We start from the raw sequence: 25,377 nt of genomic DNA on the forward strand, positions 1-25,377 counted from the left end.
ATGCCACGTTTGGCATCCAGAATTTAATATTCAGCCAACAGCATCCCTCGATAAGCGAGATTTTACTGATCTTTAACGACGTCTCATGCGCCGGCCCTCGGTGCGCCGAGCGCGCCGAGCGCGCCGAGCGCGACGGACGCGGCGCTGGCCTGTTCCCGGAGGCCGAAGCTGGGCTATGGCGGGGCATGCCGCCCGGCCGGGCGGTCCGCGGGACCTTCAGCGATGGCGTATTGGCTGTTCAAATCCGAGCCCGCGACCTGGTCGTGGGACCAGCAGGTCGCGGCCGGTGAGGCCGGCACGTACTGGAACGGCGTGCGCAACCACCTCGCCAAGAAGCAGCTGATGGCCATGCAGGTCGGCGAGCAGGGCTTCTTCTACCACTCGAACGAGGGCAAGGCGGTGGTCGGCATCGTGGCGGTGATCCGCCCCTACTATCCCGATCACACGGACGAGACCGGCCGCTTCGGCATGGTCGACGTCAAGGCCGTGCGGGCGCTGCCCCGCCCTGTGACGCTCGAGGCGATCAAGGCCGATCCGGCCCTGGCCGACATGGTGCTGGTCAACAATTCCCGCCTGTCGGTGCAGCCGGTGACCGAAGCCGAATGGGCCCGGATCCGTGTGCTCGGCGGCCTCGACTGAGCGGGGCGGCCCGACCGGCGCGGGTCACGCCGCGCGGTTGAGGGGACTGCGCGCGGGGGCCACCACCTCCGGCTCGACCTCGACGGCCGGCAGCGTGTCCATGACCCGGGAGGCTGGCAGCGTCACCACCACCTCGGTGCCCTCGCGCGGCTTGGAGGACAGCTGGAACTGCCCGCCATGCAGTTCCACCAGGCCCTTCACGATCGGCAGGCCCAGCCCGGAGCCCTGCTCGGCGGTCTTGATCGCCAGGGAGCCGCGCCCGAACGAGGACAGGACCGTGCCGAGTTCGTCTTCCGGGATGCCCGGGCCGCTGTCCTTCACCGAGACGTATTGGCCGCCCGACGCGGTCCAGCCGACCTTCAGCCAGATCTCGCCGCCCGGCGGCGTGAACTTCACGGCGTTCGACAGGAGGTTCAGCACGATCTGGCGGAGCGCCCGCTCGTCCGCCCAGAGCCGCGGCAGCGAGCCGTCCACGAGATCGTGGAACGTCTGGTTCTTGGCCTTGGCCCGCAGGCCCATCATGTGGCGGCACTCCTCCACCACGTGGGCGAGCTGCACCGGCTCCTCGTTGAGTTCGTAGCGCCCCGCCTCGATCCGCGACAGGTCGAGGATCTCGTTGATCAGGTTCAGGAGATGCATCCCGCTGTCGTGGATGTCGTGCGAGTATTCCCGATAGGACGGCGCCGTGTGGGTGCCGAACACCTCGTTCTTCATCACTTCCGAGAAGCCCAGGATGGCGTTGAGCGGCGTCCGCAGCTCGTGGCTCATGGTGGCGAGGAAGCGCGACTTGGCGAGGTTGGCCTCTTCGGCCCGGCGGCGGGCCTCGTCGGAATTGGCCTTGGCCTGTTCCAGCTCGCCGAACACCGCGTCCTTCTCGGCCCGGGAGCGCAGGGCGCCCACCGTCGAGGTGTAGAGGCGGCGGGAGAGGCCGAGGAAGAAGACCTGCGCGCCGCCGGCCATCACCACCAGCATCAGCAGGTCCATCCCGCGGGAGAAGGCGGCGAGGGACACGGTGGCGAGCGCCAGCGGCACCAGGGCGGCGATGGCGGCCAGCGGCACCGTCGCGGCCAGCATGGTGGTGACGGCGGAGGCGATGACGAGGCCGAACAGCGCGAAGGTCCAGCCGCCGGTGGTGCCGAGCCCGATCATCGCGGACCACGACAGGCTCTGCAGCACCTCGCCGATCAGGAAGCGCCTGCGCCAGCGGGCGAGCGGGATCGTCGCCGGGTCGGCGCGGAGGAAGCGCCGGCTCAAGGTGGTGTTGAGCGTGATCATCAGGAACACGCCGAGCGCCCAGGCCGCCGCCACCGGCGGCGCGATCCAGAAGGTCGCCGCCGTGGCGAGCGCCGCCGCGAATCCCACCAGCGGGATGCCCGCGCCGGCCCGGTACTGGGCGTAGTGGCGCAGCAGCTCGTAGTCGAAGGCCCGCTCCAGGCCGGTTTGCGAGGTCAGCTTCTCGCGGGCCGAGCGGATTTCCCGGGCGACCCCGAGGCGGCGCGCCGCCTCCTCCGTCGAGGGGCCGCGACCGCGCTGGACCATCTCGACGGTGAGATCGGGCATGCGCGTCTTGAAACTCGGCTCGATTCCGCGGACGGGCGGCGGTGGCTGGGAAGCACGCCGTAAAGATGAGGCGGATGTGTTAAGAAGCGGCTGCCGGCATCCCTTCAATCTTAAGCATCGGGGGCTGTATCGAGGCTGTGCCGCCGCCGGATTGAAGTGCGGTGCCGCACATCGTGTCCGGGCATGGGCTCGCTATTTAAAGGTGCGTGCTCGCTTACCCGTGCGAGGCCGCACGCCGTGATCCGGGCTGCCCGGATGCCCGCGTCGAGAAAGGGTCGCCGACCATGCCGAATCTCACCGTCAACGGTGTCACGCACGCGGTCGACGCCGACCCCGACATGCCCCTGCTCTGGGTGCTGCGCGACCGGCTCGACGCCACCGGCACCAAGTATGGCTGCGGCATCGCGCAGTGCGGCGCCTGCACGGTCCATCTCGACGGGCAGCCGGTCCGGTCCTGCCAGACGCGGCTTGGCGATGTCGGCACCGCGCAGGTGACGACCATCGAGGGCGTGTCGGGCCGCGTGGCCGAGGCCGTCCAGGCGGCGTGGCGCAAGCTCGACGTGGTCCAGTGCGGCTACTGCCAGTCCGGCCAGATCATGTCGGCGATCGGCCTGCTCTCGGGCAACGCCAAGCCCAGCGACGCCGACATCGACGGCGCCATGGACGGCAACATCTGCCGCTGCGGCACCTACCAGCGCATCCGCGCGGCGATTCACGAAGCCGCGCGCAGCCTCGCCTGATCGGCCTGACGCCTCACCTTCCCCGCGGTCCCGACCGGAGCCTCGCCGCCATGCTGAACGCCCGTCGACCGAATCCCCTGCCCGCCCGTCCCAGCCGCCGCGGCCTGCTCGCCGGCGCCGGCGCCCTCGTGGTCGCGTTCCGGCTCGACCCGAAATCCGCCCGCGCGGCATCCGGCCCGAACCTCGCCGACGTCAAGGCGCAGCCCAACGCCTTCGTGCGGATCGGCGCCGACGACACCGTCACGGTGGTGATCAAGCACCTCGACATGGGCCAGGGGAACACGACCGGCCTCGCCACCATCCTGGCCGACGAGCTCGGCGCCGACTGGTCCAAGGTCCGCACCGAATTCGCCCCCGCGGATGCGACGCTCTACAACAACAGCCTGATGGGCCCGATCCAGGGCACCGGCGGCTCCACCGCGGTGGCCAATTCCTGGTTCCAGCTGCGCAAGGCGGGCGCGGCCGCCCGCGAGATGCTGATGGCCGAAGCCGCCTTCCGCTGGAAGGTGCCGGTTTCGGAGATCACGGTCGCCGACAACATCGTGCGCCACGCGCCCTCCGGCCGGCAGGCCCGGTTCGGGGAACTCGCCGCCTCGGCCGCCTCCCTGCCGGTCCCCTCCGAGCCGCGGCTCAAGGATCCGAGCGAGTGGCGGCTGATCGGCCAGACGATCCCGCGCCTCGATTCCGTGGCCAAGACCAACGGCACGGCGATCTACTCGCTGGATATCCGCCGCCCCAACCAGGTCACCGCGGTCGTGGCCCGGGCACCGCGTTTCGGCGCCACCGTGAAGAGCTTCGATGCCGCCGCCGCCCGCAAGGTCGCCGGCGTCCTCGACGTGGTGCAGGTGCCCACCGGCGTGGCGGTGATCGCCCGCGACACGTGGTCGGCCATGAAGGGCCGCGAGGCGCTTACCGTCGCCTGGGACGACAGCACCGCCGAGACCCGCTCGTCCGACGCGATCCTCGCGGAGTACCGTGAGCGGGCCAAGGGCTCCGGCCTCACGGCCTCCGAGCGCGGCGACCCGCAGGCGGCGCTGAGAGGGGCCGCCAAGGTCGTCGAGGCCGAGTTCACCTTCCCCTACCTCGCCCATGCGGCGATGGAGCCCTTGAACGCCACGATCGAGCGGGCGGCCGACGGCGGCTACGACGTCTACGCGGGCTTCCAGTTCCAGACCGTCGAGCAGGCGACGATGGCGGCGATCCTCGGGGTGACGCCCGACCGGGTGCGCCTCCACAGCAACTGGGCCGGCGGCTCCTTCGGCCGCCGGGCGACCCCCACCGCCGACTACCTCGCCGAAGCCGCGACGGTTCTGAAGGCGTCGGGCGAGAAGGCCCCCGTGCACCTCGTCTGGACCCGCGAGGACGACATGGCCGGCGGCTATTACCGCCCGACCGTGCTGCACAAGGTCCGGGCAGGCATCGACGCCAAGGGCGCGGTGGTCGGCTGGGACCACGTCATGGTCGGCAAGTCGATCATGATCGGCTCGCCCTTCGAGGCGATGATCGTCAAGAACGGGATCGATTCCACCACCGTGGAGGGCGCCTCCGACACGCCCTACGCGCTGCCGGCCTACCGGTTCGGCGTCCATAACGGCCGCGAGGGCGTGCCGGTCCTGTGGTGGCGCTCGGTCGGCCACACCCACACCGCCCACGTGATGGAGGTGATGATCGACGAGCTGGCCCATGCCGCCAACGTCGATCCGGTGGCCTACCGGCTGTCGCTCCTCGCCCAGGCGCCGCGGCTCTCCGGCGTGCTGAAGCTCGCCGCCGAGAAGGCCGGCTGGAGTGCCAGGCCGCAGGATCCGGGCCGCGGCCTCGGGGTTGCGGTCCACGAATCCTTCGGCTCGTACGTCGCCATGGTCGCCGACGTCACCGCTCAGGAGAACGCGGTCCGGGTGAACCGGATCGTGGCGGCGGTGGATGTCGGCGTTCCGGTCAACCCGGACGTGATCCGCGCGCAGGTCGAGGGTGCGGTGGGCTTCGCCCTGTCGGCGGTGCTGCGCAACCGCATCACCCTCAAGGACGGGCAGGTGCAGGAGCACAATTTCGACGCCTACGCGCCGACCCGGATGAGCGAGATGCCGACGGTCGAGGTTCACATCGTGCCGAGCCAGGTGGCGCCCACCGGGATCGGCGAGCCGGGCGTGCCTGTGCTCGGGCCGTCGATCGCCAACGCGGTCTTCGCCGCCACCGGCCGGCGCCTGCGCTCCCTGCCTCTCGACCTCTCGGGCGTGAAGGGCGCGTGAGGAATCGCACGTTCCACCGGCCCGGTTCGGCGTAGGGAGAAGAGGCCTTCCCCCCAAGGCAAGAGACCCGACTGAAGACGGCGCGGCGCGACACCGCGCCGTTTCTTTTTTCTGCGCCGATGCGCCATCTCCGGGGCATGCCCGCCTTCGACGACACCGCCGCGCGCCTGCGCGCCTGCCGCCTCTGCCGGGACAGCCCGCTCTACGGTCCGCCCCTGCCCCAGGAGCCCCGGCCGATCGTGCAGGGCTCGGCCACGGCCCGCCTGTGCATCGCCAGCCAGGCGCCCGGCACGCGCGCCCACCGCACGGGCCAGCCGTTCACCGACCCGTCGGGCGTGCGGCTGCGGTCCTGGCTCGGCCTCGACGAAGCGCAGTTCTACGACGCCGCCCGGGTCGCCATCGTGCCGATGGGATCGTGCTTCCCCGGCCTCGACGCCAAGGGCGGCGACCGGCCGCCGCGCCGGGAATGCGCCGAGCGCTGGCGGGCGGAGCTGTTCTCCGGCCTGCCCGACCTCGAACTGATCCTGGTGATCGGCCAGTACGCGCAAGGCTGGCATCTCGGACGGATGGAGGGCGGGCTCACCGGCACGGTGCGCCGCTGGCGGGAGATCCTCGCCGAGCCCCGGCGCCCCCGGGTGCTCCCCCTGCCCCACCCGTCCTGGCGCAACAACGGCTGGCTGAAGCGCGAGCCCTGGTTCGAGGCGGAGCTGCTGCCGGTGCTGCGCGCCGAGGTGGCGCGGGTGTTGGCGGGGTGAGTGGCCGTGCCGGCATTGACCTCGCAGGCGTTCCGCGGAATCGCTGCCGCGACCCCGAAGGACGCGCCGATGACCGAGATTGCCGACCCCCGCGACCGCCTGATCGTGGCCCTCGACCTGCCGAGCGTGCAGGCGGCCGAGGCGCTGATCGACCGGATCGGCGACGCCGCGACCTTCTACAAGATCGGCTACCAGCTGGGTTACGCGGGCGGCCTCGCCCTGGCCGAGCGGCTGGCGGCCCGCGGCCTCAAGGTCTTCCTCGACCTGAAGCTCCACGACATCGGCAACACCGTCGAGGAGGGCGTGCGCTCGGCCTCGGGCTCCGGCGCCACCTTCCTCACCGTCCACGCCTACCCGCAGACCATGCGGGCGGCGGTCCGCGGCCGGGGCGCGGGGCTGAAGATCCTCGCCGTGACGGTGCTCACCTCCTACGACGATGCCGACGCCGCGGAGGCCGGCTACGGCCTGCCGGTGGCGGAGCTCGTCGCCAAGCGCGCCGCCCAGGCCGCCGAGATCGGCATCGACGGCCTCGTCTGCTCGGCTGCCGAGGCGGGCTCGGTCCGGCGCATCGTCGGCCCGGACCGGCTGATCGTCACTCCGGGCATCCGCCCGGCGGGCACCGAGGCCGGCGACCAGAAGCGGGTGATGACCCCCGGCGATGCCCGAAAGGTCGGGATCGACCATGTGGTGGTCGGGCGCCCGATCACCGGCGCCGCCGACCCCCGCGCGGTGGCGCAGGCGATCGTGGCGGAACTCGCCTGAACCGGACCGGGATTGCCTTCGCGCCGATCGGATCCACTTCGCTCCGCAAGGCAGGAGACGCAGCATGACGAAGGGCTACTGGATCGCGCGGGTCGATGTCCGCGACGCGGAGGCCTACAAGGCGTACGTGGCGGCCAACGGTGCCGCCTTCGCCAAGTTCGGCGGTCGCTTCCTCGTGCGCGGCGGCGCCCACGAGGCGGTGATGGGGCCGGCCCGATCCCGCAACGTGGTGATCGAGTTCCCGAGCTATGCCGATGCCCTCGCCTGCTGGAACTCCGACCTCTACCAGGCGGCCAAGGCCAAGCAGCGCGGCGGCGTCGAGGCCGAGATCCTGGTGATCGAGGGCTATGACGGCCCGCAGCCGAGCGCCTCCGAGCCGGCGCCGGAGGCCGGTCCGGCTTCCGAGTAGATCGCAGCGAAGGGGCCACGCGGGGTCTCGCGCGGCCGAGCCGGGCACCGGACGGGGCTCTGGATTTCGGGGCCTGCGCGCAGTCGGGGAATGACGGAGGTGTCGTCCCCGGCCGCCATCGCATCCGGCGGCGCGGTGTCCGCGCTGGCGATCGCCACTGTCCCGGCGCGCCGCTTCGCCCCTGTGGGGCGGGGGGCGGAATGCCGACGTTGGACCGACCGTCAGAGCGGGACCATGGAGGCGGGTCCTCCGGGGCGGCCGCGATGCCGCCGGCGACGATCCCGGATCTCGTCCGGTCGCGCTACGACAGCGGCCTCCGCGGCGCGAGGCTTCGCAGCAGGAAGGCCGTCATCGCGGCCACGGGCGGCACCGGCTGAAGACTGGAGCTGCCCACCAGCAGCGGATGGGTGTAGCGGGCGATGGCGGCGTGGATGCAGGCGGCCGCCTCGACGGGATCGGCGGCCTCGAATTCGCCCCGGGCCACCCCCTCGCGGATGATCCGCTCGAACCCGGCGGTGATCCGGGCCACGTGATGACGGCAGACGTCCCAGCTCTCCACCATCGCCGCCTCGATCATCTCGTGCAGGCGGGGAAACGTCTCGCAGCGGCGGGTGCAGTCGCGATGCAGGGTCTCGATCGCCGCCACGAGGCGCGCGGTGGCGTCGAGGCCCGGCCGGTCGGCGATCTCCGAGATCACCGCCTCGCTCTCGCCGATCAGCCGCTCCAGCACCGCCTCGTTGATCGCCTTCTTCGACTCGAAGAACCGGTAGACGTTGGCCGGACTCATCTTGAGCGTCCGGGCGATGTCGGCCACGGTCGTCTTCTGATAGCCGATCTCGCGGAAATACGTGCCCGCCGTCGCCAGGATGCGGCTCCGCGTGTCGGGCGCGCACTCCTCTGCGATCGCGTGGGGCGTTTCGTCCAGGGACATGCGTCCTCACTAGGCCATGCGGCCGTGGGGCGTCAAAGACGCGAACCCGGATCGGGTTCCCCTGCGGCCGGTGCGCGCGCCCGGAACCCGCCCCGGCGACACCCATTGCCCCCGCATCCGGCCGCCATGGCGGTGCCAGCGAGAGAGTCCCGATGAGCTTCACCGACACCCGTGCCCTGGTCACCGGGGCCGATTCCGGCATCGGGCAGGCGACGGCGGAACTGCTCGCCCGGGCAGGCGCCGACGTTGCGATCACCTATCACAGCGACGCGGACGGCATCCGCGAGACCGCCGCGCGGGTCGAGGCCGCGGGCCGCCGGGCCCTGGTGCTCCAGCTCGATGTCGGCGATCCGGCGGCCGTCACGGCGGCCTTCGACCGTATCGGCAGCGAGCTCGGCACCCTCGACATCCTCGTGGCCAATGCCGGACAGGCCATGAGCGGGATACCGGTCGCCGAGATGGACGACGCGGTCCTGGAGCGGATCCTGCGGGTGAACCTCATGGGACCGCTGTTCTGTGCGCGCCCCTTCATCAAGATGCGCCGAGCGCAGGGCGGGAACGGCAAGATCGTGTTCGTCTCCTCCGTGGCCCAGCACCTGCCCACCCCCGAGAGCGCGCCCTACGGGATGTCGAAGGCGGGGCTCGGCTCCCTCTGCCGCTCCCTGTCGCGGGAACTCGCCGAGGACCGGATCAACGTCAACAATGTCGCCCCGGGCCTGATCGAGACGCCGATGACCGCGGACCGGTTCGAGCGGTCGGAGGTTCTGGACCAGTCCCTGGAGCGGATCCCGTGGCATCGGGCCGGCCAGCCGGAGGAGATCGCTCAAGCGATCCTGTATCTGGCCTCGGATGCCGCGGCCTATGTCACCGGCCACACTCTGGTGGTCGATGGCGGCTTGACGATGCAGTGGGGTGGCGCCTGAACGACGAAGCGCGGCGCTGGGCTCAAGGTCCGGCGCCGCGTCGAGACATTTTTGACCGGCGCCGGGGCTGCCGGTGGTGCCACCAAGCCCTCGGGCAGGCCCTCAGGACCCGAATTGCGAGCCCAGCCGCTCGAGGTACTCGGCCAGGTCGACGCCCCCGACACGCTTGCCGTAGTCGAAGCGCATCCCCTGGCGGATGTCGACGCTGGCATCCCGGGTGGTCAGGGTGAAGGGACGGACGCAGACCCAGGCCCCGTCGCGGCGGTGCTCGAAGTAGCCGAGGATCTCGTGCTTGGCCATAACCTTTCCTCCGGGACCGTGTTCAGGATCATAACGGTCGCGCAGGCCGCTGGTTCGCGCGGCGCGACTGTTTTTCGCGTGCGGCGGCGCACGGATCGAGTGTTCGAGAGCCGGGATGGTCGCGGACGGCTCGCGCAGATCTCGCCTGAGCTTGGCTATTACGGTGCGAATGTTCGGCCCTGTCCGGAGGGCGGCGGGCCGGGTCAGTGCCAGAGATCGAGGATCTCGGCGGTCGTCATGGTCTCGACCTGGTGGCCGTAACGCATCCGGTACATCAGCAGGAGGGCGTCGTGCGCCGCGTCGCAGGAGCTGCACAGGGCGTCGGTGGGCTCGGCGAACATGCGCTGCATGTCGATGCAGAGATGGACGCAACCCGTCCCCAGGGCCCCTCCGGAGGCTTTCCCCTCCGGCCGGGGAGCGTTCGTCGATCGACCGCTTCCAGTGTCCATGTGCGCGCAATCAGGCCGGGTCGGCGTTGGTGTGAGGGTCGTCGGACGCGGCCGTCCCCGCCCCGCTTCGGGCGGGGCGGCGCGACGTCAGCGATCGGCCTTGGCGCCGGACACCGTCAGGGAGAGGTAGCGCTCCGTGATCGGACGGATCAGCTTGCGCACCGCATCCGCCATGGCCTGCTCCTCCTTGAGCGACTGCTCGAAGGCGCTCCGGTGTCCCTGCTGTCCGGCGGCGTCGCTGATCGTGAGCAGCGACTCGTAGGCGGCGATCTCGAAATTCTCGAAGGCGTGGTTGGCGTAGGTGTTCTTCAGGATCTCGTCCTGGGCCGGGGTGTGACCGAGCGCCATCATGTTCCCGACGAAGCCCAGGAAGCCCTCCTTGAGGGCCGAGGGGCTGTCGCCCAGGCTCTGGAGCGCCTCCTCCAGGCGCTGGCGCTGCCCGTGCGTCTCCTCGATGTGGCGGCGCAGGGCCTGTTCCATCTCGGGGTAGCGCTCCAGGCGCTCGACCTGCCGCTCCATGATCTGCAGCGCCTGCATCTCCACCGCATGGGTATTCTTCAGGGCCGTGACGTAGATCTCGCGGACGTCCATGGTCATGGCGTTTGCCTCGTAGCAGTTGCGAGCCTGATGGCTCGTTCAACCAGCAAACACAGGCGCCGCGCGGCCAAGTTCCGGTCGGAAGGTCGCAGGAGGAGGCGCCGATCGAGCCTGTCCTGCGCCGTGCCGGGATCCGGACCAGCGCGGTTCCGGATCGACCGCCTCCGGCGCGCCCCTCCGGGGCCGGGCGCGCCCTCGACGCCCCGGACTGACGGCGCGGGTCAACCGGCCGGCGGCGTCGATGGGGAGACGCGGCTCCGGCGCCACGGTCGTCGCCCTGGCCGCCGCCTCGACGGGAACGGGGGGCCAATCAATGCAGGGCGTCGCCGCGCTCGGTGCGCTGGCGGTCCGCGAGGCGCCGGCCGATCTCGATCAGCAGCGTCTCGGTCAGCGCCACCAGGGCGGTGTCGCGGAGCTGCGAGACCGTGTCGTGCAGCGAGAGGCACAGGTCGGCGGTCCGGCTGAGGGCGTCGTCGATCGTGGCCCCGTCGCGCTTCGCGAAGGCTGTGCCGGCGGACTTGCTGTCCGAGATCTCGACGATCACCCCCCGGCCGGTGGACGGACGGCCGTCCTGATCGAGGTAGAAATGCCCGCGGGTGAACAGCCACCGCAGCCGGCCTTCCGGGGAGCAGACGCGGTACTCGGCCGTGTAGGAGCCGCCCGTGCGGACGCAATCCAGGATGACCTGCGAGATATGCGGCTGGTCGTCCGGATGGACGGCCTCCAGGAGCTCGGCGAGGCTGACGCCGGCCCGCGACCGGGCCGGGCTGATGTTGAACAGCAGGGCGCTCACCGGATCGGCCCGCGCCTCGTCCCGGAGAATGTCCCACATCCAGAAGCCGACGCCGCCCGAGGCTTCGAGAGCCGCGACCAGAGCCGCCTCGGACACATCCTCGTCCGTTTGGGCCATCCGTGGCATCCCCGAGCGCATCGCCAAAACGGCCGCTGCCGCGCGCCCTCTCCGATCGTACACACTCCGTATTCCGTTGGGATCTGCAAGCGACACAATTAAGTGCGCATGTTGAGGGCGCAATATTGACCTGCGGCATTCCCTCCCCGCCGCCGCATCGGCGCCTCGTCCGGGATCGTGGGCTCGGGTCGGTCGCCTCTCAAGCCCTGCCCTTCCAGGGGACCAGCACGCGCTCCAGGCACCGCATCCCGAACTCGAACAGGCCCGCGAACAGGCCGATCACCAGGATGCCCATCAGCACCACGTCGGTGCGCAGGAAGTTGGACGCGTTGAGGACGAGCTGGCCGAGGCCGGCCTGGGCCGCCACCATCTCGGCGGCCACCAGGGTGGTCCAGCCGACGCCCATGCCGATCCGCAGGCCGATCAGGATCTCCGGCAGGGCTGCCGGGAAGACCACGTGGCGCAGGACCTGCCAGGGGTTCGCTCCCAGGGCGCGCGCCGCGTTGATCTGGTCGACCGAGGCGGAGCGCACCCCCGCGCGCGCGGCGAGCGCCACCGGGGCGAGGCAGGCGAGGAAGATCAGCAGCACCTTCGACAGCTCGCCGATCCCGAACCAGATGATCATCAGCGGCAGGTAGGCGAGCGGCGGCAGCGGCCGGTAGAACTCGATCGGCGGGTCGAGGATGCCCCGGGCGATCCGGCTCGTGCCCATGGCGAGCCCGACGGGGATCCCGACCAGGGTAGCGAGCCCGAAGGCGCCGAGGACGCGCAGGAGGCTGTCGCGGATGTGGATCCCGAGCGGGGCGCCGTCGATCGCCCCGTGCCAGGCCTGCCCGAAGGCCGACAGGACCGCCTCCGGCGGCGGCAGGAACAGCGGCTTCACCCAGCCGGCGCCCGTGGCGACCACCCAGAGGCCGAGGGCCGCGAGCACGGTTGCGACGCTGACCGCCGGCACCGGGATCCCGCCGCGGCGACGGGGTCCGGGGCGCGCCGGCGGATCCGCCGCGGAGCCCGAGGCCGCGTCCCGCGCCGTGCGGGGCGGCCCGCTCATCGGACGGCCTCGGGCCGGGCGCCGGCACCGTGGCGGATGCGCTCGAGGACGCGCTCCCGCACGGCGATGAAGGCGGGATCCGACTTCACGGCCCGCGTATCGCGGCCGCCGACCGCCGCCCGGGAGAAGGGCAGGTCCAGCGTCTCGACGATGCGGCCGGGCCTCGGGCTCATGATCACCAGCCGGGTCGCGAGGAACACCGCCTCTTCGACGTCGTGGGTGATGAAGAAGGCCATCTTGCCGGTCCGGTGCCAGATCCGGAGGATCAGCTCCTGGATCTGCTCGCGGGTGAGGGCGTCCAGCGCGCCCAGCGGCTCGTCCATCAGCAGGACACGCGGGTCTCCGGCCAGTGCCCGGGCGAGGCCGACCCGCTGCTGCATGCCGCCCGAGAGCTCGTAGACCTTCCGATCGGCGCAGTCGGGCAGGCCCACGAGGTCGAGCATCGCGCGGGCGATCCGCTGCCGCTCCGCCCGGGGCACGCCCCGCATCTTGGGGCCGAAGGCCACGTTCTCGGCCACGTCCAGCCAGGGCATCAGCGCGTGGCGCTGGAACACCACGCCCCGCTCGGCCCCCGGGCCCCGGATCGGGGCCCCGTCGAGGAGGATCTGACCCTCGGTGGGCGGGAGGAAGCCCGCGATCGCCGAGAGCAGGGTGGTCTTGCCGCAGCCCGAGGCGCCGAGCGCCACCACGAACTCCCCGGGGCCGATGGTCAGGTCGATCCGCGACAGGGCGGCGACCGCGCCGGCACCCTGTCCGTAGCGGACGCTCAGGTTGCGGATCTCGATCATCGGCCCTCCGGTCCGGGGACAGGCCCTTTCCGGGCCGCGTCCACGACGTCCGTCGTGACGAACCGGCCGTAATCCGGCGCCAGCGCCTGGACGCGCCCCTGCGCCTTCAGGAACGCGGCGGTCTCGGTCAGGGCCTTGGCGGCGGCACCGCCGAGCCAGGCCGGGGAGGCCTGCGCCTCGAGGGTCGGGAACCGGTAGGCCGCGAGACTCGCCGGCACCTGCGCCGGCGCCGAGCCGGTGATCCGGGCCACCGCCGCCACCTCGGGCGCGTCGGCATTCCAGGGCTTGGCGGCATAAGCCGCGTCCTGGGCGGCGATCAGCTTGACGAGCGTCACCAGGAAATCCCAGTTCGCGGCCGCCCAGGCGCGGTCGACCACGAGGCCGTCGAAGGTCGCCTTGCCCCGGCGGGCGAGGTCGCCGGCCGAGACCACCACCGTGCCGGATGGCTTCACCCGGGCGAGCACCGGATCCCAGATGAAGGTCGCGTCGATGTCGCCCCGCTCCCAGGCGGCGGCGATCTCGGGCGGGCGCATGTTGAGGATCCTGACATCCGCTTGGCCGAGCCCGGCCTCCGCCAGGGCGGCGATCAGCTGGTAATGCGCCGTCGACACGAACGGCACGGCGATCGTCTTGCCGCGCAGGTCGGCCACGCGCGTCACGCCGCTGCCGGCGCGGGCCACGAGCTGCTCGGCGTCGGCGATCTCGTCGAGGATCCAGAACAGCTGGATATCGAGACCCTGCGACGCGGCGGCCGCGATCGGGCTCGATCCCGCCTCGCCGATCTGGACGCTGCCCGAGGCCATGGCGCGGATCACGTCGCCGCCGCCGCCGAACTTGCGCCAGTGCACGGTGTAGCCGGTCGCCTTTTCGAGGGCGCCCGAGGCCATCAGCGCCCGGAACGGCACCACCATGTCCTGGTGGGCGAAGGTGACCTCCTTGTCGGCCGCGCAGGCGGGGCCCGGCGCCGGGAGGCCGAGAACCAGCGTTGCCAGCGCCGCCACTGCAACCGACCGGCGGAGCATACCCTCTCGAGCCATGACCTGTTCTTCCTCCTCGCAGCCGAATCGAACGTGCGCCGGCCAGCCGCCCGGAGGGTCCGACACGCTTTGCTTCGGAGGCAAGAGACCTGCCCGTTGGACAGGGAAGCCGGCCGGACATGGCGCGTCCTCCTTCCCCGTGACGGCGCCCGACCCGCTCAGGCCGCGTGCGGCATCACGATCCTCCGGGGAGGCCTGGGCCGGGGGCGTACCCGGCGGCGGGCTGACGTCGCCGCCGCCCAGCCCGATGGAGTTCGGGACCGCGCGTTACGGCGCCTTCGCACAGGTCTCGTACCGGCTGGCCGATTTCGGCTTCGGCGAAACGGTCGCCCCGGCGGCCCTCATCCACACGGACTGATCCCGCACGCGGCGATCGTCCGGCACGGCCACGCACCGCGTCAGGCGTTGGGCGGGACCGTGCCGGGCGATCGGACCGATGCCGACATCCGCCCCGCCCGGCGCCAGGGTCTCGGCGTCCCTGGCGGCTCGATCTGGACGCGATGTCCGGCACGATCCCGATCGGCACGGCCGCCGAGCGGCCGGATCGCAGCCTCCCGCGGCACCCCCGTGCTTCCTCGCCTCACGGCCGTGGCCGAGCGGGATTCCCGATGACGGTCGCGCCCGGCGGGACATCGCGCGTCACCACGCTTCCCGCCCCGATGATCGCGTCGTCGCCGACCGTCACCCCGGGTAGGATGATGGCGCCGCCGCCGATCCACACATTCGCGCCGATCACCACCGGGCGGCCGAATTCCAGCATCTGCCGCCGCTGCGCCGGATCGCGGGGATGATCGGCCGTCAGGATCTGCACGGCCGTGCCGATCTGGGTCATGTCGCCGATGGTGACCGATACCACGTCGAGGATGCAGCATCCAAAATTCAGGAATACGCCGCGGCCCAGGCTGATGTTGTAGCCGTAGTCGCAGTGGAAGGGAGGACGGATGTTGCAGCCCGCGCCGACGCGGGCGAACGCCTCTTCCAAGAGCGCCTGCCGCTCGGGCTGGCTCCGCGTGTGCGTGGCGTTGTAGCGGTCCATCCATTCCGAGATGCGCCGGTTGTCGGCGGCCAGGTCCGGGTCGTCGGCGCAGTACAATTCGCCGGCCAGCATTTTCTGCTTCTGAGTCTTCATGGTCTCTGTCGTCATGGCGAGGATTCCCCTCCAGCCTCTTCGGCCCGCTCCCGCACGGCGAGACCGCACAGGACGTCAGCACCGGCATCTCACAACCGAACGATACGTACATATGTACACATCCTGGCCGCGTGCGCTACCGCCCGGCGGCCGTGATCCCGGATCCGAGGAGGCTCCCGTGCCCGCCGCCCAGCGTCGTTTCGACCCGGATCGCCGGGCGCGCATCATCCAGGCGAGCCTCGACGTCGTCGCCGAGTACGGCGTCGCCGGCACGACCCACCGCCGGGTCGCGGCGGCGGCCGACGTCCCGCTCGGCTCCATGACCTACCATTTCGAAAGCCTGGACGCGCTCTTGACCGAGGCGTTCACCGGGCTCGCCGACACGGTCTCGGCGCGGTTCGCCGACCGGCTCGCCGCGGCCGCGACCTTCGACGAGGCCTGCGAGGCCGTGGTCGACCTCATCGTGAGCGATGCCTGGGCGAGCCCGCGCACGATGCTGCTGAGCTATGAACTCTACGCCTTCGCGGCCCGGAACCCGCCGCTGCGCCGGGTCATGCAGGACTGGATGGCCAAGAGCCGCGCCGCCCTGGAGCGCCACTTCGCACCGGAGACCGCCAAGGCCCTCGACGCGATGATCGAGGGCCTGACGATCCACCGCTCGGTCGACCCGCAGCCGGCGGATCGGGCACAGGTGCGTGCGATCGTCCTGCGGCTGGTGCGGTAGGGCTGGGTCCATCCGTATCGCGACACGCCGCGGTGCGCGGCGGCGGGCAAGCCACGACAGGAGGTCCGCTCCCGTTCCCCGTCACCGTGAGCTGCCCGCCCGCGGCGAGCCCCGACCGAGGATTCCGGAGATGGCGCGGCACCGGAGACTTCCGGGCGGCCGCGCCATCCGCGGCCTGACCGCGCCCATGACGCATCGGGAGAAGCGCTACCTGTGACCGGGATCGGCGGTGGGCCGGCCCCGACGCGCGGCCCCCGGGCGGCCCTGGCGAGCGGCTCCCCGGTGCCAGAGCGGCCATGGTCCCGGTCCGTCCTCGGAGGTCTGCGGTGCGCGCCGCTACGTCCGGGACGATCGAACCATCCGTGGCGCTGTGCGTTTCAAGGCACCGAAAGGGAGATTGGTACAATGAAGGCGTTTCTGGCAGCGGCCGCGGTGAGCCTCGGAATCTTGGGCGTCGTCGGCCCGGTCTCGGCACAGCCGCGCCCCGATTACGACGATTACGGCGGTCGCGGTTACCGTGATCGCGGCGACTACGATTACCGCGACCGCGACCGCGGCTACCGCGATCGGGACGATTATCGGGGACGCGCCAATTACGGGTTCGACGAGCGGGAATACCTGCGCTGCAATCCGGATGTCCGCCGCGCCGTGGCCAACGGCCAGATGGAATCGGGCGCCGCCCATTACCGGGTGTTCGGGCGTCGCGAGGGCCGCCGTCTGAGCTGCTGACCGGATCGCCGGACCCCGCTCGACCGGGCGCGCCTATCGGGCGCGAGCCCGGTCGTGCAGCAGGTTGATGATCAGCGCCGTCCAGCCGGTCTGATGCGCGGCGCCGAGCCCCCTGCCGGTGTCGCCATCGAAGAATTCGTGAAACAGCAGCGGCTCCTCGGCGCCGGGCGCCGGGGCGATCGGCTCGCGGGGCCCGAGGGCGGGCCGCCGGCCGGTCTCGTCCCTGGCGAACAGGGCGATCAGCCGGTCCTCGAGGGCGTCCGCGATGGCGCTGAGCGTCAGCATCGCGCCCGAGCCCGTCGGATACTCCACCCGGAAGTCGTCGCCGTAATAGGTATGGAAGCGCCGTAGCGCCTCGACGATCAGGAAGTTCATCGGCATCCAGACAGGCCCGCGCCAGTTCGAATTGCCGCCGAACATGTTCGAGGTGGAATCGGCCGGGTCGTACCGGACCGTGAAGGAGGCGCCCAGCTCGTTGAGCACGTAGGGCGCGTCGCGGTGGACCTTCGACAGCGAGCGTATGCCGTAGGGCGAGAGAAACTCGGCCTCGTCGAGCATGCGGCGCAGCAGGGCCTTCATCCGGTGCCCGCGCAGCAGCGACAGCAGCTTGCGGTCCTTCACGCCGCCCTCGGTCCAGCGGGAGACCAGCTGGGCGAGATGGGGCCGGTTCTCCAGAACCCAGTTCAGGCGCCGGGCGAAGTCCGGCAGCCGGTGGAGCACGGAGGGCTCGATCACCTCCACGGCGAAGAGCGGGACCAGCCCGACCATGGAGCGGACCCGCAGCGGCAGCATCCCGCCGCCGGGGATGTCGACCTCGTCGTAGTAGAATTCGTCGATCTCGTCCCACAGGCCGAAGCCGTCGCCGCCGCCTTCGCCGCCCATGTCGGTCATGGCCTCGGCGATGAGCAGGAAGTGCTCGAAAAACTTGGAGGCGGTGCTCTCGTAGACGTCGTTGTGGAGGGCAAGCTCCAGGGCGATGCGCATCATGTTGAGCGCGTACATCGCCATCCAGGCGGTGCCGTCGGCCTGGTGCACCACCCCGAAGCCCGGGGGCGGGCGCGAGCGGTCGAACACGCCGACATTGTCGAGCCCCAGGAAGCCCCCCTGGAACACGTTGCGGCCCTGCGCGTCCTTGCGGTTCACCCACCAGGAGAAGTTGATCAGGAGCTTGTGGAACACGCCTTCCAGGAAGGCGAGGTCGCCGCGCCCGCCCCGCCGGTCCCGGTCGATCTCGAACACCCGGTAGGTGGCCCAGGCATGGACCGGCGGGTTGGCGTCGCCGAACTCCCACTCGTAGGCCGGGAGCTGGCCGTTCGGGTGCATGTACCATTCGCGGGTGAGCAGCAGGAGCTGCTTCTTGGCGAAGTCCGGGTCCAGCAGGGCGAGCGGCAGGCAGTGGAAGGCGAGGTCCCAGGCGGCGAACCAGGGATATTCCCAGGTGTCGGGCATCGACAGCACGTCGGCCGCCGCGAAGTGGCGCCACTGGCCGTTGCGGCCGCCCGCGCGCCCCCGCGGCGGCGGCGGCTGGAGCGGGTCGCCCTCCAGCCAGCGCCGCACGTCGTAGCTGTAGAGCTGCTTCGACCAGATCAGGCCGGCGGCGGCCTGGCGGAAGATGGCGCGGGAATCCGGGCTCGCGATGCCGTCCTGCAATTCCTCGTAGAACGCGTCCGCCTCGGCCACCCGGCGGCGGACCAGCGACCCGTCGTCGACCACCCGGGGGCGCGTGCCCGCCGACAGCCGCAGGCGGATCCGGGCGGTTTCCCCGGGCGCCAGCCGCAGCGCGTAATGGAGGCCGAGCTTGGTGCCCGCGTCCCGGCGCACCGAAGCGGGATCGCCGCCGACGATCGCCGCGTGGAGCCCGTCCTTGAACGGCCCGGCGGCGTCCGGCTGCCCGCCGTGCCGCCGCAGGTTGGTGTCGTTCTCGCAGAACAGGAGGTCCGGCATCCCGTCGAAGGCGAGCCGGTACGGCCCGAGCCGGTCCTGCGTGCAGACCACGCCCCCGTCGGGGGCGCAGGCGATCCGCGGGCGCGCCTGCCCGGCCTGCCAGGACCACGTGTTGCGGAACCAGAGCTGCGGGACGAGGTGGAGGTCGGCGGCCTCGGGCCCCCGGTTCAGCGCGGTGATCACCGCGTGGATGTCGTCGGCGTCGGCCTTGGCGTATTCCACCGTGACGTCGAAGAACCGGTTCCCGTCGAAGAGCCCCGTCTCCTCGATCTCGTATTCGGGCTGCTCCCGCCCGCGCCGCATGTTCTCGCCGACGAGGTCCTCGTACGGGAAGGCCGCCTGCGGATAGCGGTAGAGCATCTTCAGGTAGGCATGGCTCGGGACCGCGTCGAGGTAGTGGTAGACCTCCTTCACGTCCTCGCCGTGGTTGCCCTCCTGGTTGGTCAGGCCGAACAGCCGCTCCTTGAGGATGCGGTCGCGCCCGTTCCAGAGGGCCAGGGCCAGGCAGAGGCTGCCGCGCTCGTCGCAGATCCCCGCCAGCCCATCCTCGCCCCAGCGATAGGCGCGCGAGCGGGCGTCCTCGTGCGTCAGGGCGGCCCAGGCGTTGCCGCAGGGGCTGTAATCCTCCCGCACGGTCCCCCATTGCCGCTCGCTGAGATAGGGCCCCCAGAGCGACCACGCCCGGTCGCCCCGGCCCTGCTCGGCGATCCGGCGGCGCTCGGCCCAGCCCACCGACGCGTCCCGGGAGTCGTCACGATCCTCGTCCACGCGCGGCCCCATCAGCCGCGTCCCGGACGCGGTCTCGGACGGCGGGGGACGGGGGCGCGGCGGGGACGGGAGGCGGCCATCGGTCACGACGGTTTGCTGCGGATGCGCCGGCCCGATGCATCATTGACGCCATCCCGACCCGGCCGCCCGCACGGCCACCGCACGGCTCCGTGAGGACCCGTCCGCCGGCCCCGCGGCGCGCCCGGCCCGGGACCATCCGGGCCCGCCCCGGAAAACTTGACCCTGCGCAAGGTGAGCGACAGGATCGGTCTGGATGATCTGCGACTCGACGCGCGGCGATGCACGTTGATCTGTCCGAACTCAGCGTTCGTCGGCGATCTGATCGGCCGCATCCGGGGGAACGATGACGCAATTACTGAGGGCCGGCCTGGCCGGGCTGCTGTTCATGACCGCGGCGCAGGGGCAGGAGGGCGGCGCGCCGGTGAAGATCGGCGTCGCCGCGCCCATGACCGGGCCGAACGCGGCCTTCGGCGCCCAGATCCGGAACGGCGTGAGCCAGGCGGTCGAAGACCTCAACAAGGCGGGCACGCTGAAGGGGAGGACGCTGACGGTCACGGTCGGCGACGACGCCTCCGACCCGAAGCAGGGCGTCTCGGTGGCCAACAAGTTCGCCAGCGACGGCGTGAAGATGGTCGTCGGCGACTACAATTCCGGCGTCACGATCCCGGCCTCCGACGTCTACCTCGACGCCGGCATCATCCAGGTCACCCCGGCCTCCACGAGCGTGAAGTTCACCGAGCGCGGGATGTGGAACACGTTCCGCACCTGCAGCCGCGACGACCAGCAGGGCGCGGTGGCGGGCAGCTATCTGGCCGCGCACTTCCCGGGCCAGAAGATCGCCTTCGTCCACGACAAGACGCCCTACGGCAAGGGGCTGGCCGACGAGACGCTGAAGGCGTTCCGGGCCAAGGGCGGCAAGGAGGTGCTGTACGAGGGCATCAACCCGGGCGAGAAGGACTACGCGGCCCTCGTCTCCAAGATGAAGTCGGCCAATGTCGACGTCGTCTATTTCGGCGGCGTGCACACCGAGGCCGGGCTGATCATCCGGCAGATGCGCGATCAGGGCCTCGCCGCCCGCATGATGAGCGGCGACGCCATCCCCGACAAGGAATTCGTCCAGATCGCCGGTCCGGGCGCGGCCGGGACCCTGATGACCTTCGCGCCGGACGCCCGCAAGAACCCGAACGCCAAGGGCGTGGTGGCGGCCTTCAACGCCCGGGGCATCGATCCCGAGGCCTACACGCTCTACGCCTACGCGGCCGTGCAGGTCCTGGCCAAGGCCATGGCCGAGACGGGCTCCAGCGACGGGAAAGCGCTCGCCGACTGGCTGCACCAGGGCAAGCCGGTGGACACGGTGGTCGGGCCGATCGCCTACGACAGGAAGGGCGACCTCACCCGGCCCGACTACGTCATCTACGCGTGGACCAAGGGGCCGGACGGCCGGATCGACTATACCGGGCACGAGGTGGCCCCGTAGGCACGAGGTGACCCCGTAGGCCGGTCGGGGCCGGAGGCCGCCGCCTCAGCTAATTGGATGAGGGCGGCCCTCTCAACGCAGCCGCCGCGACGGCCTTATGCTCCCGCCCGACTGCGCCGCGGTCCGGAAGAGGGAGCCTTCATGTTCGATTTCAGCCAGCTCCGGTGCTTCGCCGCCGTGGCGGAGGAGCTGCATTTCGGGCGCGCGGCCGCCCGGCTGAACATGACGCAGCCGCCGCTGTCGCGGCAGATCCAGGTTCTGGAGCGCGTCCTCGACGTGCAGCTCCTGGAGCGCACCAGCCGCACCGTCCGGCTGACCGCCGCCGGCCGCAGCTTCCTGCCCGAGGCGCAGCGCATCCTGCGGCTGGCCGAGACCGCGACCCACGTCACCCGGCAGGTGGCGGCGGGGCGCGCGGGCGTCCTCAAGTTCGGCTTCACGGCGGCCTCGGCCTACGACTTCCTGCCGCGCCTCGTCACCGCGTTGCGGCGGGCGCTGCCGGACGTGACGCTCGCGTTGCGCGAGATGGTCAGCAAGGATCAGATCGAGGAACTCCTCGCCGGCCGGATCGACGCCGCGCTGGTGCGGCCGCCGGTGACGCATCCGGACCTGATCGCCGTCCGGGCGCTGGCCGAGCCCCTCGTGGTGGCCCTGCCGGCCGGGAACCCCCTGGCCCTGCGCGACGGGCTCACCCCCGCCGATCTCGGGCGCGAGCCGCTCATCGGCTACGCGCCCAACGAGGCGCGCTACTTCCACGACCTCGTCCTCGGCCTGCTCGCCGAGGCCGAGATCCAGCCCCCGATGGTCCAGCAGCTGACGCAGATCCACTCGATCCTGGCCCTCGTCCGGGCGGCGCTCGGCATCGCCCTGGTGCCGGCCGCCGCCGAGCGCCTGCGCTTCGAGGGCGTGGTGTTCCGGCCGCTCGCCCTGCCTGCCCCGCGCCCGGTGGAACTCCTCCTCGCGTGGCGGCGCGATGCGGACGCTCCGCTGATCGCCCGGCTGGTCTCGATCCTGGCCGAGATGCCCCCACCCTGACGGGGCCTCCGATTGATGCATGTTCGGCATCGATCGATCCAGTGTTTGGCTTTGACCTCGCACCGGAAGGCTGCGCGTGATGGGGCGGACGGCGCGCAGACGCCGCGACGCGTGCGCGCCCAGGGAGGATCGTGATGGACAGCCTCACCAACCGCTTCAAGGCGGCCCTCGCCGAGGGGCGCCAGCAGGTCGGCCTGTGGTGCAGCCTCGCGAGCCCGATCTCCACCGAGGTGGTCGCCGGGGCCGGGTTCGACTGGCTGCTCCTCGACATGGAGCACTCGGCCAACGACCTCCGGGACATCTACGCCCAGCTCCAGGCCATGATGGAGGGCGACACGCACCCGATGGTGCGGGTGCCGAGCGACGACCCGATCACCATCAAGCGCATCCTCGATGCCGGCGCGCAGTCGCTGATGATCCCCAACATCGACGATGCCGAGCAGGCCGCCCGGGTGGTCGCGGCGACGCGCTACGCGCCCCGCGGCATCCGCGGCTTCTCGCAGGCGCCCCGCGCCGCCCGGTTCGGCCGGATCAAGGACTACCACACCCGCTGCGAGGCCGAGATCTTCGTGGCGGTGCAGGTCGAGTCCCGCCGCGCCCTCGACAATCTGGACGCGATCGCCGCCGTCGAGGGCGTGGACGGCGTGTTCATCGGGCCCGGCGACCTCTCCACCAGCCTCGGCCATGTCGGCCAGCAGGGCCACCCGGAGGTGGTCGCCACCATCGAGGCGGCGGTCGCGCGGATCGTCCGGGCCGGCAAGCATGCCGGCATCCTCACGCCGAGCGAGGAGCTGGCCCGCCGCTACATCGCCGCCGGCACCCGCTTCACCGCGGTGGGCTCCGACATGGGGCTGCTCGCCCGCGGCTCCGAGGCGCTGGCCGCCCGCTTCCGCGCCTGAACACCGCAACCGGGATCGACACGCATGAACATCGGATTCATCGGCCTCGGCATCATGGGCGCGCCCATGGCCGGACACTTGATCGCGGCGGGCCACAGCCTGTTCCTCAAGACCCGGCGCAGCGTGCCCGAAGCGCTGCTTGCCGCGGGCGGCACCGCCTGCGCCACGGCGGCCGCGGTGGCCGAGCGCGCCGACACGATCATCCTGATGCTGCCCGACACACCGGACGTGGAGCAGGTCCTGTTCGGCGCCGACGGCGTGGCCGAAGGCCTGTCCCCCGGCAAGACCGTGATCGACATGAGCTCGATCGCGCCGCTGGCCACCAAGGATTTCGCCGCCCGGATCGCCGAGCGGGGCGGCGCCTATCTCGACGCGCCGGTCTCCGGCGGCGAGGTCGGAGCGAAGAACGCCGCGCTCTCGATCATGGTCGGCGGCGAGCCGGAGGCTTTTGAGCGCGCCCGGCCGCTCTTCGAGGCGATGGGCAAGACCGTGACCCATGTCGGCCCGGTCGGCGCGGGCCAGGTCGCCAAGGTGGCCAACCAGATCATCGTCGCCCTGACGATCGAGGCGGTGGCCGAGGGGCTGCTCTTCGCCTCGAAGGCCGGCGCCGACCCCGCCAAGGTGCGGCAGGCGATCACCGGCGGGCTGGCCACCTCGCGCATCCTGGAGCTGCACGGCGCGCGGATGATCGAGCGGACCTTCGATCCCGGCTTCCGCATCGGCCTGCACCAGAAGGACCTCAACCTCGCCCTTGATGGAGCCCGGACGCTGGGCCTCAGCCTGCCCGCCACGGCTTTGGCCCAGCAGCTGTTCTCGGCCTGCGTGGCGCAGGGCGGCGCGGCCTGGGACCATTCGGCGATGGTGAAGGCGCTCGAGGCCCTGGCGAACCACGCCGTCGGCGCCGCCGCCTGATCACGCCAGAAGCCCGGACGGGCGCGTCACGGAAGGAGCCTCCGATGCAGGCCGAGATCGAAGCCCCGACCCGCCCGCCCGCCGCCGGCGACGTGCCGCGCACGATCCGCCTGAGCCCCGACGACAACGTCGCCATCGTGGTCAACGCCTTCGGGCTGCCGGCCGGCACGGTCTTCCCGGACGGGCTGGAGCTCGTCGAGTTCGTGCCGCAGGGCCACAAGGTCGCCCTCACCGACATCCCGGAGGGCGGGGCGGTCCGCCGCTACGGCGAGGTGGTAGGTCTCGCCACGCAGGCGATCCCGCGGGGCGCCTGGGTCGAGGAATCCCGCGTCGCGACGCCGGTCCCCCCCGCCCTCGACGCCCTGGAGATGGCCACCCGCGTGCCGGCCCCCCTGCCCTCGCTCGAGGGCTACACCTTCGAGGGCTACCGCAACCCGGACGGGTCGGTGGGCACCAAGAACATCCTGGCGATCTCGATCAGCGTGCAATGCGTCGCCGGCACCCTCGACGTGGCGATCCGGCGGATCAAGCAGGAGCTGCTGCCGCGCTACCCCAACGTCGACGACGTGGTCGGCCTGACCCACGCCTATGGCTGCGGCGTCGCCATCAACGCCCCCGAGGCGGTGGTGCCGATCCGGACGCTCCAGAGCCTCGCGCAGAACCCGAATTTCGGCGGCGCGGTCATGGTCGTCGGCCTCGGCTGCGAGAAGCTCGTCTCGGAGCGCCTCCTGCCCGACAACGGCGCCGCCGGCGACGGGGTGGTTCGGCTGCAGGACGAGCGCCATCACGGCTTCTCGGCCATGATCGACAGCATCCTGGCGATGGCCGAGGCGCGCCTCGCGGAGCTGAACCGCCGGACCCGCGAGACCTGCCCGGCCTCGGACCTCGTGGTCGGCCTGCAATGCGGCGGCAGCGACGCCTTCTCGGGGGTGACCGCCAACCCGGCGCTCGGCTTCGCGGCCGACCTGCTGGTGCGCTGCGGCGCCACCGTGATGTTCTCGGAGGTGACCGAGGTGCGCGACGCGATCCACCTCCTGACCCCGCGCGCCAAGACGCCGGAGGTCGCCGAGGCGCTGATCCGCGAAATGGCGTGGTACGACGCCTACCTCGCCAAGGGCGAGGCCGACCGGCGGGCCAACCCGTCGCCGGGCAACAAGAAGGGCGGCCTCAACAACATCGTCGAGAAGGCTTTGGGCTCGGTCGCCAAATCGGGCACGAGCGCGATCTCCGGGGTCCTGGCGCCGGGGGAGCGCGTCCGCGAGAAGGGCCTGATCTTCGCCGCGACCCCGGCGAGCGACTTCGTCTGCGGCACGCTGCAGCTCGCCTCGGGGATGACCGTCCAGGTCTTCTCCACCGGGCGCGGCACGCCCTACGGGCTCAGCCAGGCCCCGGTGATCAAGGTCGCGACCCGGACGGAACTCGCCGAGCGCTGGTCCGATCTGATCGACCTGGATGCCGGCCGCATCGCCACCGGCGCGGCCACGATCGAGGAGGTCGGCTGGGAGCTGTTCCACCTGATCCTCGACGTGGCGAGCGGGCGCAAGCGCCCCTGGTCCGACCGGTGGGGGCTGTTCAACGATCTGACCCTGTTCAACCCGGCGCCGATCACCTGAGGGCGGCCGGGGGGCATGCGCCCTGCGGCGTC

At 71.5% G+C, this 25,377-nt stretch carries 24 protein-coding genes and 1 pseudogene; 14 read left to right on the forward strand and 11 right to left on the reverse strand.

The annotated features are described in order from the left end of the window. Window positions 1–222 precede the first annotated feature (222 nt). Window positions 223–639: an EVE domain-containing protein gene (locus P9K36_RS10750; RefSeq protein ID WP_043379533.1), complete on the forward strand. Its 417-nt coding sequence runs from the start codon at window positions 223–225 to the stop codon at window positions 637–639. Window positions 640–663: 24 nt separating this feature from the next. Here P9K36_RS10750 and P9K36_RS10755 read toward each other — a convergent pair whose 3' ends face one another. Further along, window positions 664–2,199 (reverse strand): HAMP domain-containing sensor histidine kinase, encoded by a 1,536-nt coding sequence (locus P9K36_RS10755; RefSeq protein ID WP_043346075.1) that lies wholly within the window; start codon window positions 2,197–2,199, stop codon window positions 664–666. Between the two features lie 284 nt (window positions 2,200–2,483). Between P9K36_RS10755 and P9K36_RS10760 the strand changes: the two genes are divergently transcribed. The 5 genes from P9K36_RS10760 to P9K36_RS10780 all read left to right on the forward strand — a co-directional run bounded on the left by P9K36_RS10760 (window position 2,484) and on the right by P9K36_RS10780 (window position 7,111). Beyond that, entirely contained in the window at window positions 2,484–2,939 is a 456-nt protein-coding gene (locus tag P9K36_RS10760; RefSeq protein ID WP_043346072.1) for a (2Fe-2S)-binding protein, read from the forward strand. Window positions 2,940–2,989: 50 nt separating this feature from the next. Further along, window positions 2,990–5,185, forward strand: coding sequence for a xanthine dehydrogenase family protein molybdopterin-binding subunit (locus P9K36_RS10765; protein WP_278307085.1), 2,196 nt, complete (start codon window positions 2,990–2,992; stop codon window positions 5,183–5,185). Between the two features lie 137 nt (window positions 5,186–5,322). After that, window positions 5,323–5,940: a uracil-DNA glycosylase family protein gene (locus P9K36_RS10770; protein ID WP_043379530.1), complete on the forward strand. Its 618-nt coding sequence runs from the start codon at window positions 5,323–5,325 to the stop codon at window positions 5,938–5,940. 69 nt (window positions 5,941–6,009) lie between these two features. After that, window positions 6,010–6,702 (forward strand): orotidine-5'-phosphate decarboxylase, encoded by a 693-nt coding sequence (gene pyrF / locus P9K36_RS10775; RefSeq protein WP_043346079.1) that lies wholly within the window; start codon window positions 6,010–6,012, stop codon window positions 6,700–6,702. Between the two features lie 64 nt (window positions 6,703–6,766). After that, window positions 6,767–7,111, forward strand: a complete 345-nt coding sequence (locus P9K36_RS10780) for a DUF1330 domain-containing protein (protein WP_043346068.1) — start codon at window positions 6,767–6,769, stop codon at window positions 7,109–7,111. 301 nt (window positions 7,112–7,412) lie between these two features. Here the strand turns inward: P9K36_RS10780 and P9K36_RS10785 are convergent, their stop codons facing one another. Further along, window positions 7,413–8,042: a TetR family transcriptional regulator gene (locus P9K36_RS10785; protein ID WP_043379529.1), complete on the reverse strand. Its 630-nt coding sequence runs from the start codon at window positions 8,040–8,042 to the stop codon at window positions 7,413–7,415. A 152-nt stretch (window positions 8,043–8,194) separates the two neighbouring features. On the opposite strand from P9K36_RS10785, the gene P9K36_RS10790 reads away from it, so the two are divergent. Continuing rightward, the gene (locus tag P9K36_RS10790) at window positions 8,195–8,965 is read left to right on the forward strand and encodes an SDR family oxidoreductase (protein WP_043756918.1); all 771 of its coding nucleotides are present in this window, start codon (window positions 8,195–8,197) and stop codon (window positions 8,963–8,965) included. A 102-nt stretch (window positions 8,966–9,067) separates the two neighbouring features. Here P9K36_RS10790 and P9K36_RS10795 read toward each other — a convergent pair whose 3' ends face one another. The 8 genes and pseudogenes from P9K36_RS10795 to P9K36_RS10830 form a co-directional block, all read right to left on the reverse strand. Beyond that, window positions 9,068–9,265 carry a hypothetical protein gene (locus P9K36_RS10795; RefSeq protein ID WP_012318739.1) on the reverse strand — a complete coding sequence of 66 codons (198 nt, stop codon included), beginning with the start codon at window positions 9,263–9,265 and terminating at the stop codon, window positions 9,068–9,070. A gap of 203 nt (window positions 9,266–9,468) precedes the next feature. Beyond that, window positions 9,469–9,591, reverse strand: a pseudogene (locus P9K36_RS10800) (cysteine hydrolase); the annotation flags it as partial. A gap of 210 nt (window positions 9,592–9,801) precedes the next feature. Beyond that, window positions 9,802–10,311 carry a ferritin-like domain-containing protein gene (locus P9K36_RS10805; protein ID WP_043756927.1) on the reverse strand — a complete coding sequence of 170 codons (510 nt, stop codon included), beginning with the start codon at window positions 10,309–10,311 and terminating at the stop codon, window positions 9,802–9,804. A 310-nt stretch (window positions 10,312–10,621) separates the two neighbouring features. Continuing rightward, on the reverse strand, window positions 10,622–11,221 hold the full coding sequence (locus P9K36_RS10810) for a PAS domain-containing protein (RefSeq protein WP_043379521.1): 600 nt from the start codon (window positions 11,219–11,221) through the stop codon (window positions 10,622–10,624). Window positions 11,222–11,420: 199 nt separating this feature from the next. Continuing rightward, window positions 11,421–12,272: an ABC transporter permease subunit gene (locus P9K36_RS10815; protein ID WP_043756930.1), complete on the reverse strand. Its 852-nt coding sequence runs from the start codon at window positions 12,270–12,272 to the stop codon at window positions 11,421–11,423. Then, the gene (locus P9K36_RS10820) at window positions 12,269–13,060 is read right to left on the reverse strand and encodes an ABC transporter ATP-binding protein (protein WP_043756933.1); all 792 of its coding nucleotides are present in this window, start codon (window positions 13,058–13,060) and stop codon (window positions 12,269–12,271) included. Before P9K36_RS10820 ends, P9K36_RS10815 begins: the two co-directional genes overlap by 4 nt. Then, window positions 13,057–14,097 carry a taurine ABC transporter substrate-binding protein gene (gene tauA / locus P9K36_RS10825; RefSeq protein ID WP_278307086.1) on the reverse strand — a complete coding sequence of 347 codons (1,041 nt, stop codon included), beginning with the start codon at window positions 14,095–14,097 and terminating at the stop codon, window positions 13,057–13,059. The genes P9K36_RS10820 and tauA overlap by 4 nt, the downstream gene beginning before the upstream one ends. 580 nt (window positions 14,098–14,677) lie before the next feature. Further along, window positions 14,678–15,241: a sugar O-acetyltransferase gene (locus P9K36_RS10830; protein ID WP_043756939.1), complete on the reverse strand. Its 564-nt coding sequence runs from the start codon at window positions 15,239–15,241 to the stop codon at window positions 14,678–14,680. 163 nt (window positions 15,242–15,404) lie between these two features. Between P9K36_RS10830 and P9K36_RS10835 the strand changes: the two genes are divergently transcribed. Then, window positions 15,405–15,950 carry a TetR family transcriptional regulator C-terminal domain-containing protein gene (locus tag P9K36_RS10835; RefSeq protein WP_043379780.1) on the forward strand — a complete coding sequence of 182 codons (546 nt, stop codon included), beginning with the start codon at window positions 15,405–15,407 and terminating at the stop codon, window positions 15,948–15,950. A 405-nt stretch (window positions 15,951–16,355) separates the two neighbouring features. Then, window positions 16,356–16,679, forward strand: coding sequence for a hypothetical protein (locus tag P9K36_RS10840; protein ID WP_043356119.1), 324 nt, complete (start codon window positions 16,356–16,358; stop codon window positions 16,677–16,679). A gap of 33 nt (window positions 16,680–16,712) precedes the next feature. On the opposite strand, the gene P9K36_RS10845 is transcribed toward P9K36_RS10840, so the two are convergent. After that, window positions 16,713–19,403, reverse strand: a complete 2,691-nt coding sequence (locus P9K36_RS10845; RefSeq protein ID WP_278307087.1) for a glucosidase — start codon at window positions 19,401–19,403, stop codon at window positions 16,713–16,715. 394 nt (window positions 19,404–19,797) lie between these two features. On the opposite strand from P9K36_RS10845, the gene P9K36_RS10850 reads away from it, so the two are divergent. The 5 genes from P9K36_RS10850 to garD all read left to right on the forward strand — a co-directional run bounded on the left by P9K36_RS10850 (window position 19,798) and on the right by garD (window position 25,345). After that, entirely contained in the window at window positions 19,798–20,889 is a 1,092-nt protein-coding gene (locus tag P9K36_RS10850; protein ID WP_244447781.1) for a branched-chain amino acid ABC transporter substrate-binding protein, read from the forward strand. Window positions 20,890–21,030: 141 nt separating this feature from the next. Next, window positions 21,031–21,921 carry a LysR family transcriptional regulator gene (locus P9K36_RS10855; RefSeq protein WP_043379508.1) on the forward strand — a complete coding sequence of 297 codons (891 nt, stop codon included), beginning with the start codon at window positions 21,031–21,033 and terminating at the stop codon, window positions 21,919–21,921. Between the two features lie 134 nt (window positions 21,922–22,055). Then, window positions 22,056–22,820: an HpcH/HpaI aldolase/citrate lyase family protein gene (locus P9K36_RS10860; RefSeq protein ID WP_278307088.1), complete on the forward strand. Its 765-nt coding sequence runs from the start codon at window positions 22,056–22,058 to the stop codon at window positions 22,818–22,820. A 24-nt stretch (window positions 22,821–22,844) separates the two neighbouring features. After that, complete coding sequence (locus P9K36_RS10865; RefSeq protein ID WP_043379506.1) at window positions 22,845–23,732, forward strand: 2-hydroxy-3-oxopropionate reductase; 888 nt, start codon at window positions 22,845–22,847, stop codon at window positions 23,730–23,732. Between the two features lie 44 nt (window positions 23,733–23,776). Next, window positions 23,777–25,345 carry a galactarate dehydratase gene (gene garD, locus P9K36_RS10870; RefSeq protein WP_051975940.1) on the forward strand — a complete coding sequence of 523 codons (1,569 nt, stop codon included), beginning with the start codon at window positions 23,777–23,779 and terminating at the stop codon, window positions 25,343–25,345. Window positions 25,346–25,377 lie beyond the last annotated feature (32 nt).

The sequence above is a fragment of the Methylobacterium sp. 391_Methyba4 genome (assembly GCF_029691625.1).
GTDB classification, from domain to species: domain Bacteria; phylum Pseudomonadota; class Alphaproteobacteria; order Rhizobiales; family Beijerinckiaceae; genus Methylobacterium; species Methylobacterium fujisawaense.

Bases quoted from the DNA above. Each gene is read 5' to 3' on its own strand.
- P9K36_RS10750 (WP_043379533.1), top strand. From the start codon at position 223: ATGGCGTATTGGCTGTTCAAATCCGAGCCCGCGACCTGGTCGTGGGAC.
- P9K36_RS10755 (WP_043346075.1), bottom strand. From the start codon at position 2,199: ATGCCCGATCTCACCGTCGAGATGGTCCAGCGCGGTCGCGGCCCCTCG.
- P9K36_RS10760 (WP_043346072.1), top strand. From the start codon at position 2,484: ATGCCGAATCTCACCGTCAACGGTGTCACGCACGCGGTCGACGCCGAC.
- P9K36_RS10765 (WP_278307085.1), top strand. From the start codon at position 2,990: ATGCTGAACGCCCGTCGACCGAATCCCCTGCCCGCCCGTCCCAGCCGC.
- P9K36_RS10770 (WP_043379530.1), top strand. From the start codon at position 5,323: ATGCCCGCCTTCGACGACACCGCCGCGCGCCTGCGCGCCTGCCGCCTC.
- pyrF (WP_043346079.1), top strand. From the start codon at position 6,010: ATGACCGAGATTGCCGACCCCCGCGACCGCCTGATCGTGGCCCTCGAC.
- P9K36_RS10780 (WP_043346068.1), top strand. From the start codon at position 6,767: ATGACGAAGGGCTACTGGATCGCGCGGGTCGATGTCCGCGACGCGGAG.
- P9K36_RS10785 (WP_043379529.1), bottom strand. From the start codon at position 8,042: ATGTCCCTGGACGAAACGCCCCACGCGATCGCAGAGGAGTGCGCGCCC.
- P9K36_RS10790 (WP_043756918.1), top strand. From the start codon at position 8,195: ATGAGCTTCACCGACACCCGTGCCCTGGTCACCGGGGCCGATTCCGGC.
- P9K36_RS10795 (WP_012318739.1), bottom strand. From the start codon at position 9,265: ATGGCCAAGCACGAGATCCTCGGCTACTTCGAGCACCGCCGCGACGGG.
- P9K36_RS10805 (WP_043756927.1), bottom strand. From the start codon at position 10,311: ATGACCATGGACGTCCGCGAGATCTACGTCACGGCCCTGAAGAATACC.
- P9K36_RS10810 (WP_043379521.1), bottom strand. From the start codon at position 11,221: ATGGCCCAAACGGACGAGGATGTGTCCGAGGCGGCTCTGGTCGCGGCT.
- P9K36_RS10815 (WP_043756930.1), bottom strand. From the start codon at position 12,272: ATGAGCGGGCCGCCCCGCACGGCGCGGGACGCGGCCTCGGGCTCCGCG.
- P9K36_RS10820 (WP_043756933.1), bottom strand. From the start codon at position 13,060: ATGATCGAGATCCGCAACCTGAGCGTCCGCTACGGACAGGGTGCCGGC.
- tauA (WP_278307086.1), bottom strand. From the start codon at position 14,097: ATGGCTCGAGAGGGTATGCTCCGCCGGTCGGTTGCAGTGGCGGCGCTG.
- P9K36_RS10830 (WP_043756939.1), bottom strand. From the start codon at position 15,241: ATGACGACAGAGACCATGAAGACTCAGAAGCAGAAAATGCTGGCCGGC.
- P9K36_RS10840 (WP_043356119.1), top strand. From the start codon at position 16,356: ATGAAGGCGTTTCTGGCAGCGGCCGCGGTGAGCCTCGGAATCTTGGGC.
- P9K36_RS10845 (WP_278307087.1), bottom strand. From the start codon at position 19,403: ATGGGGCCGCGCGTGGACGAGGATCGTGACGACTCCCGGGACGCGTCG.
- P9K36_RS10850 (WP_244447781.1), top strand. From the start codon at position 19,798: ATGACCGCGGCGCAGGGGCAGGAGGGCGGCGCGCCGGTGAAGATCGGC.
- P9K36_RS10855 (WP_043379508.1), top strand. From the start codon at position 21,031: ATGTTCGATTTCAGCCAGCTCCGGTGCTTCGCCGCCGTGGCGGAGGAG.
- P9K36_RS10860 (WP_278307088.1), top strand. From the start codon at position 22,056: ATGGACAGCCTCACCAACCGCTTCAAGGCGGCCCTCGCCGAGGGGCGC.
- P9K36_RS10865 (WP_043379506.1), top strand. From the start codon at position 22,845: ATGAACATCGGATTCATCGGCCTCGGCATCATGGGCGCGCCCATGGCC.
- garD (WP_051975940.1), top strand. From the start codon at position 23,777: ATGCAGGCCGAGATCGAAGCCCCGACCCGCCCGCCCGCCGCCGGCGAC.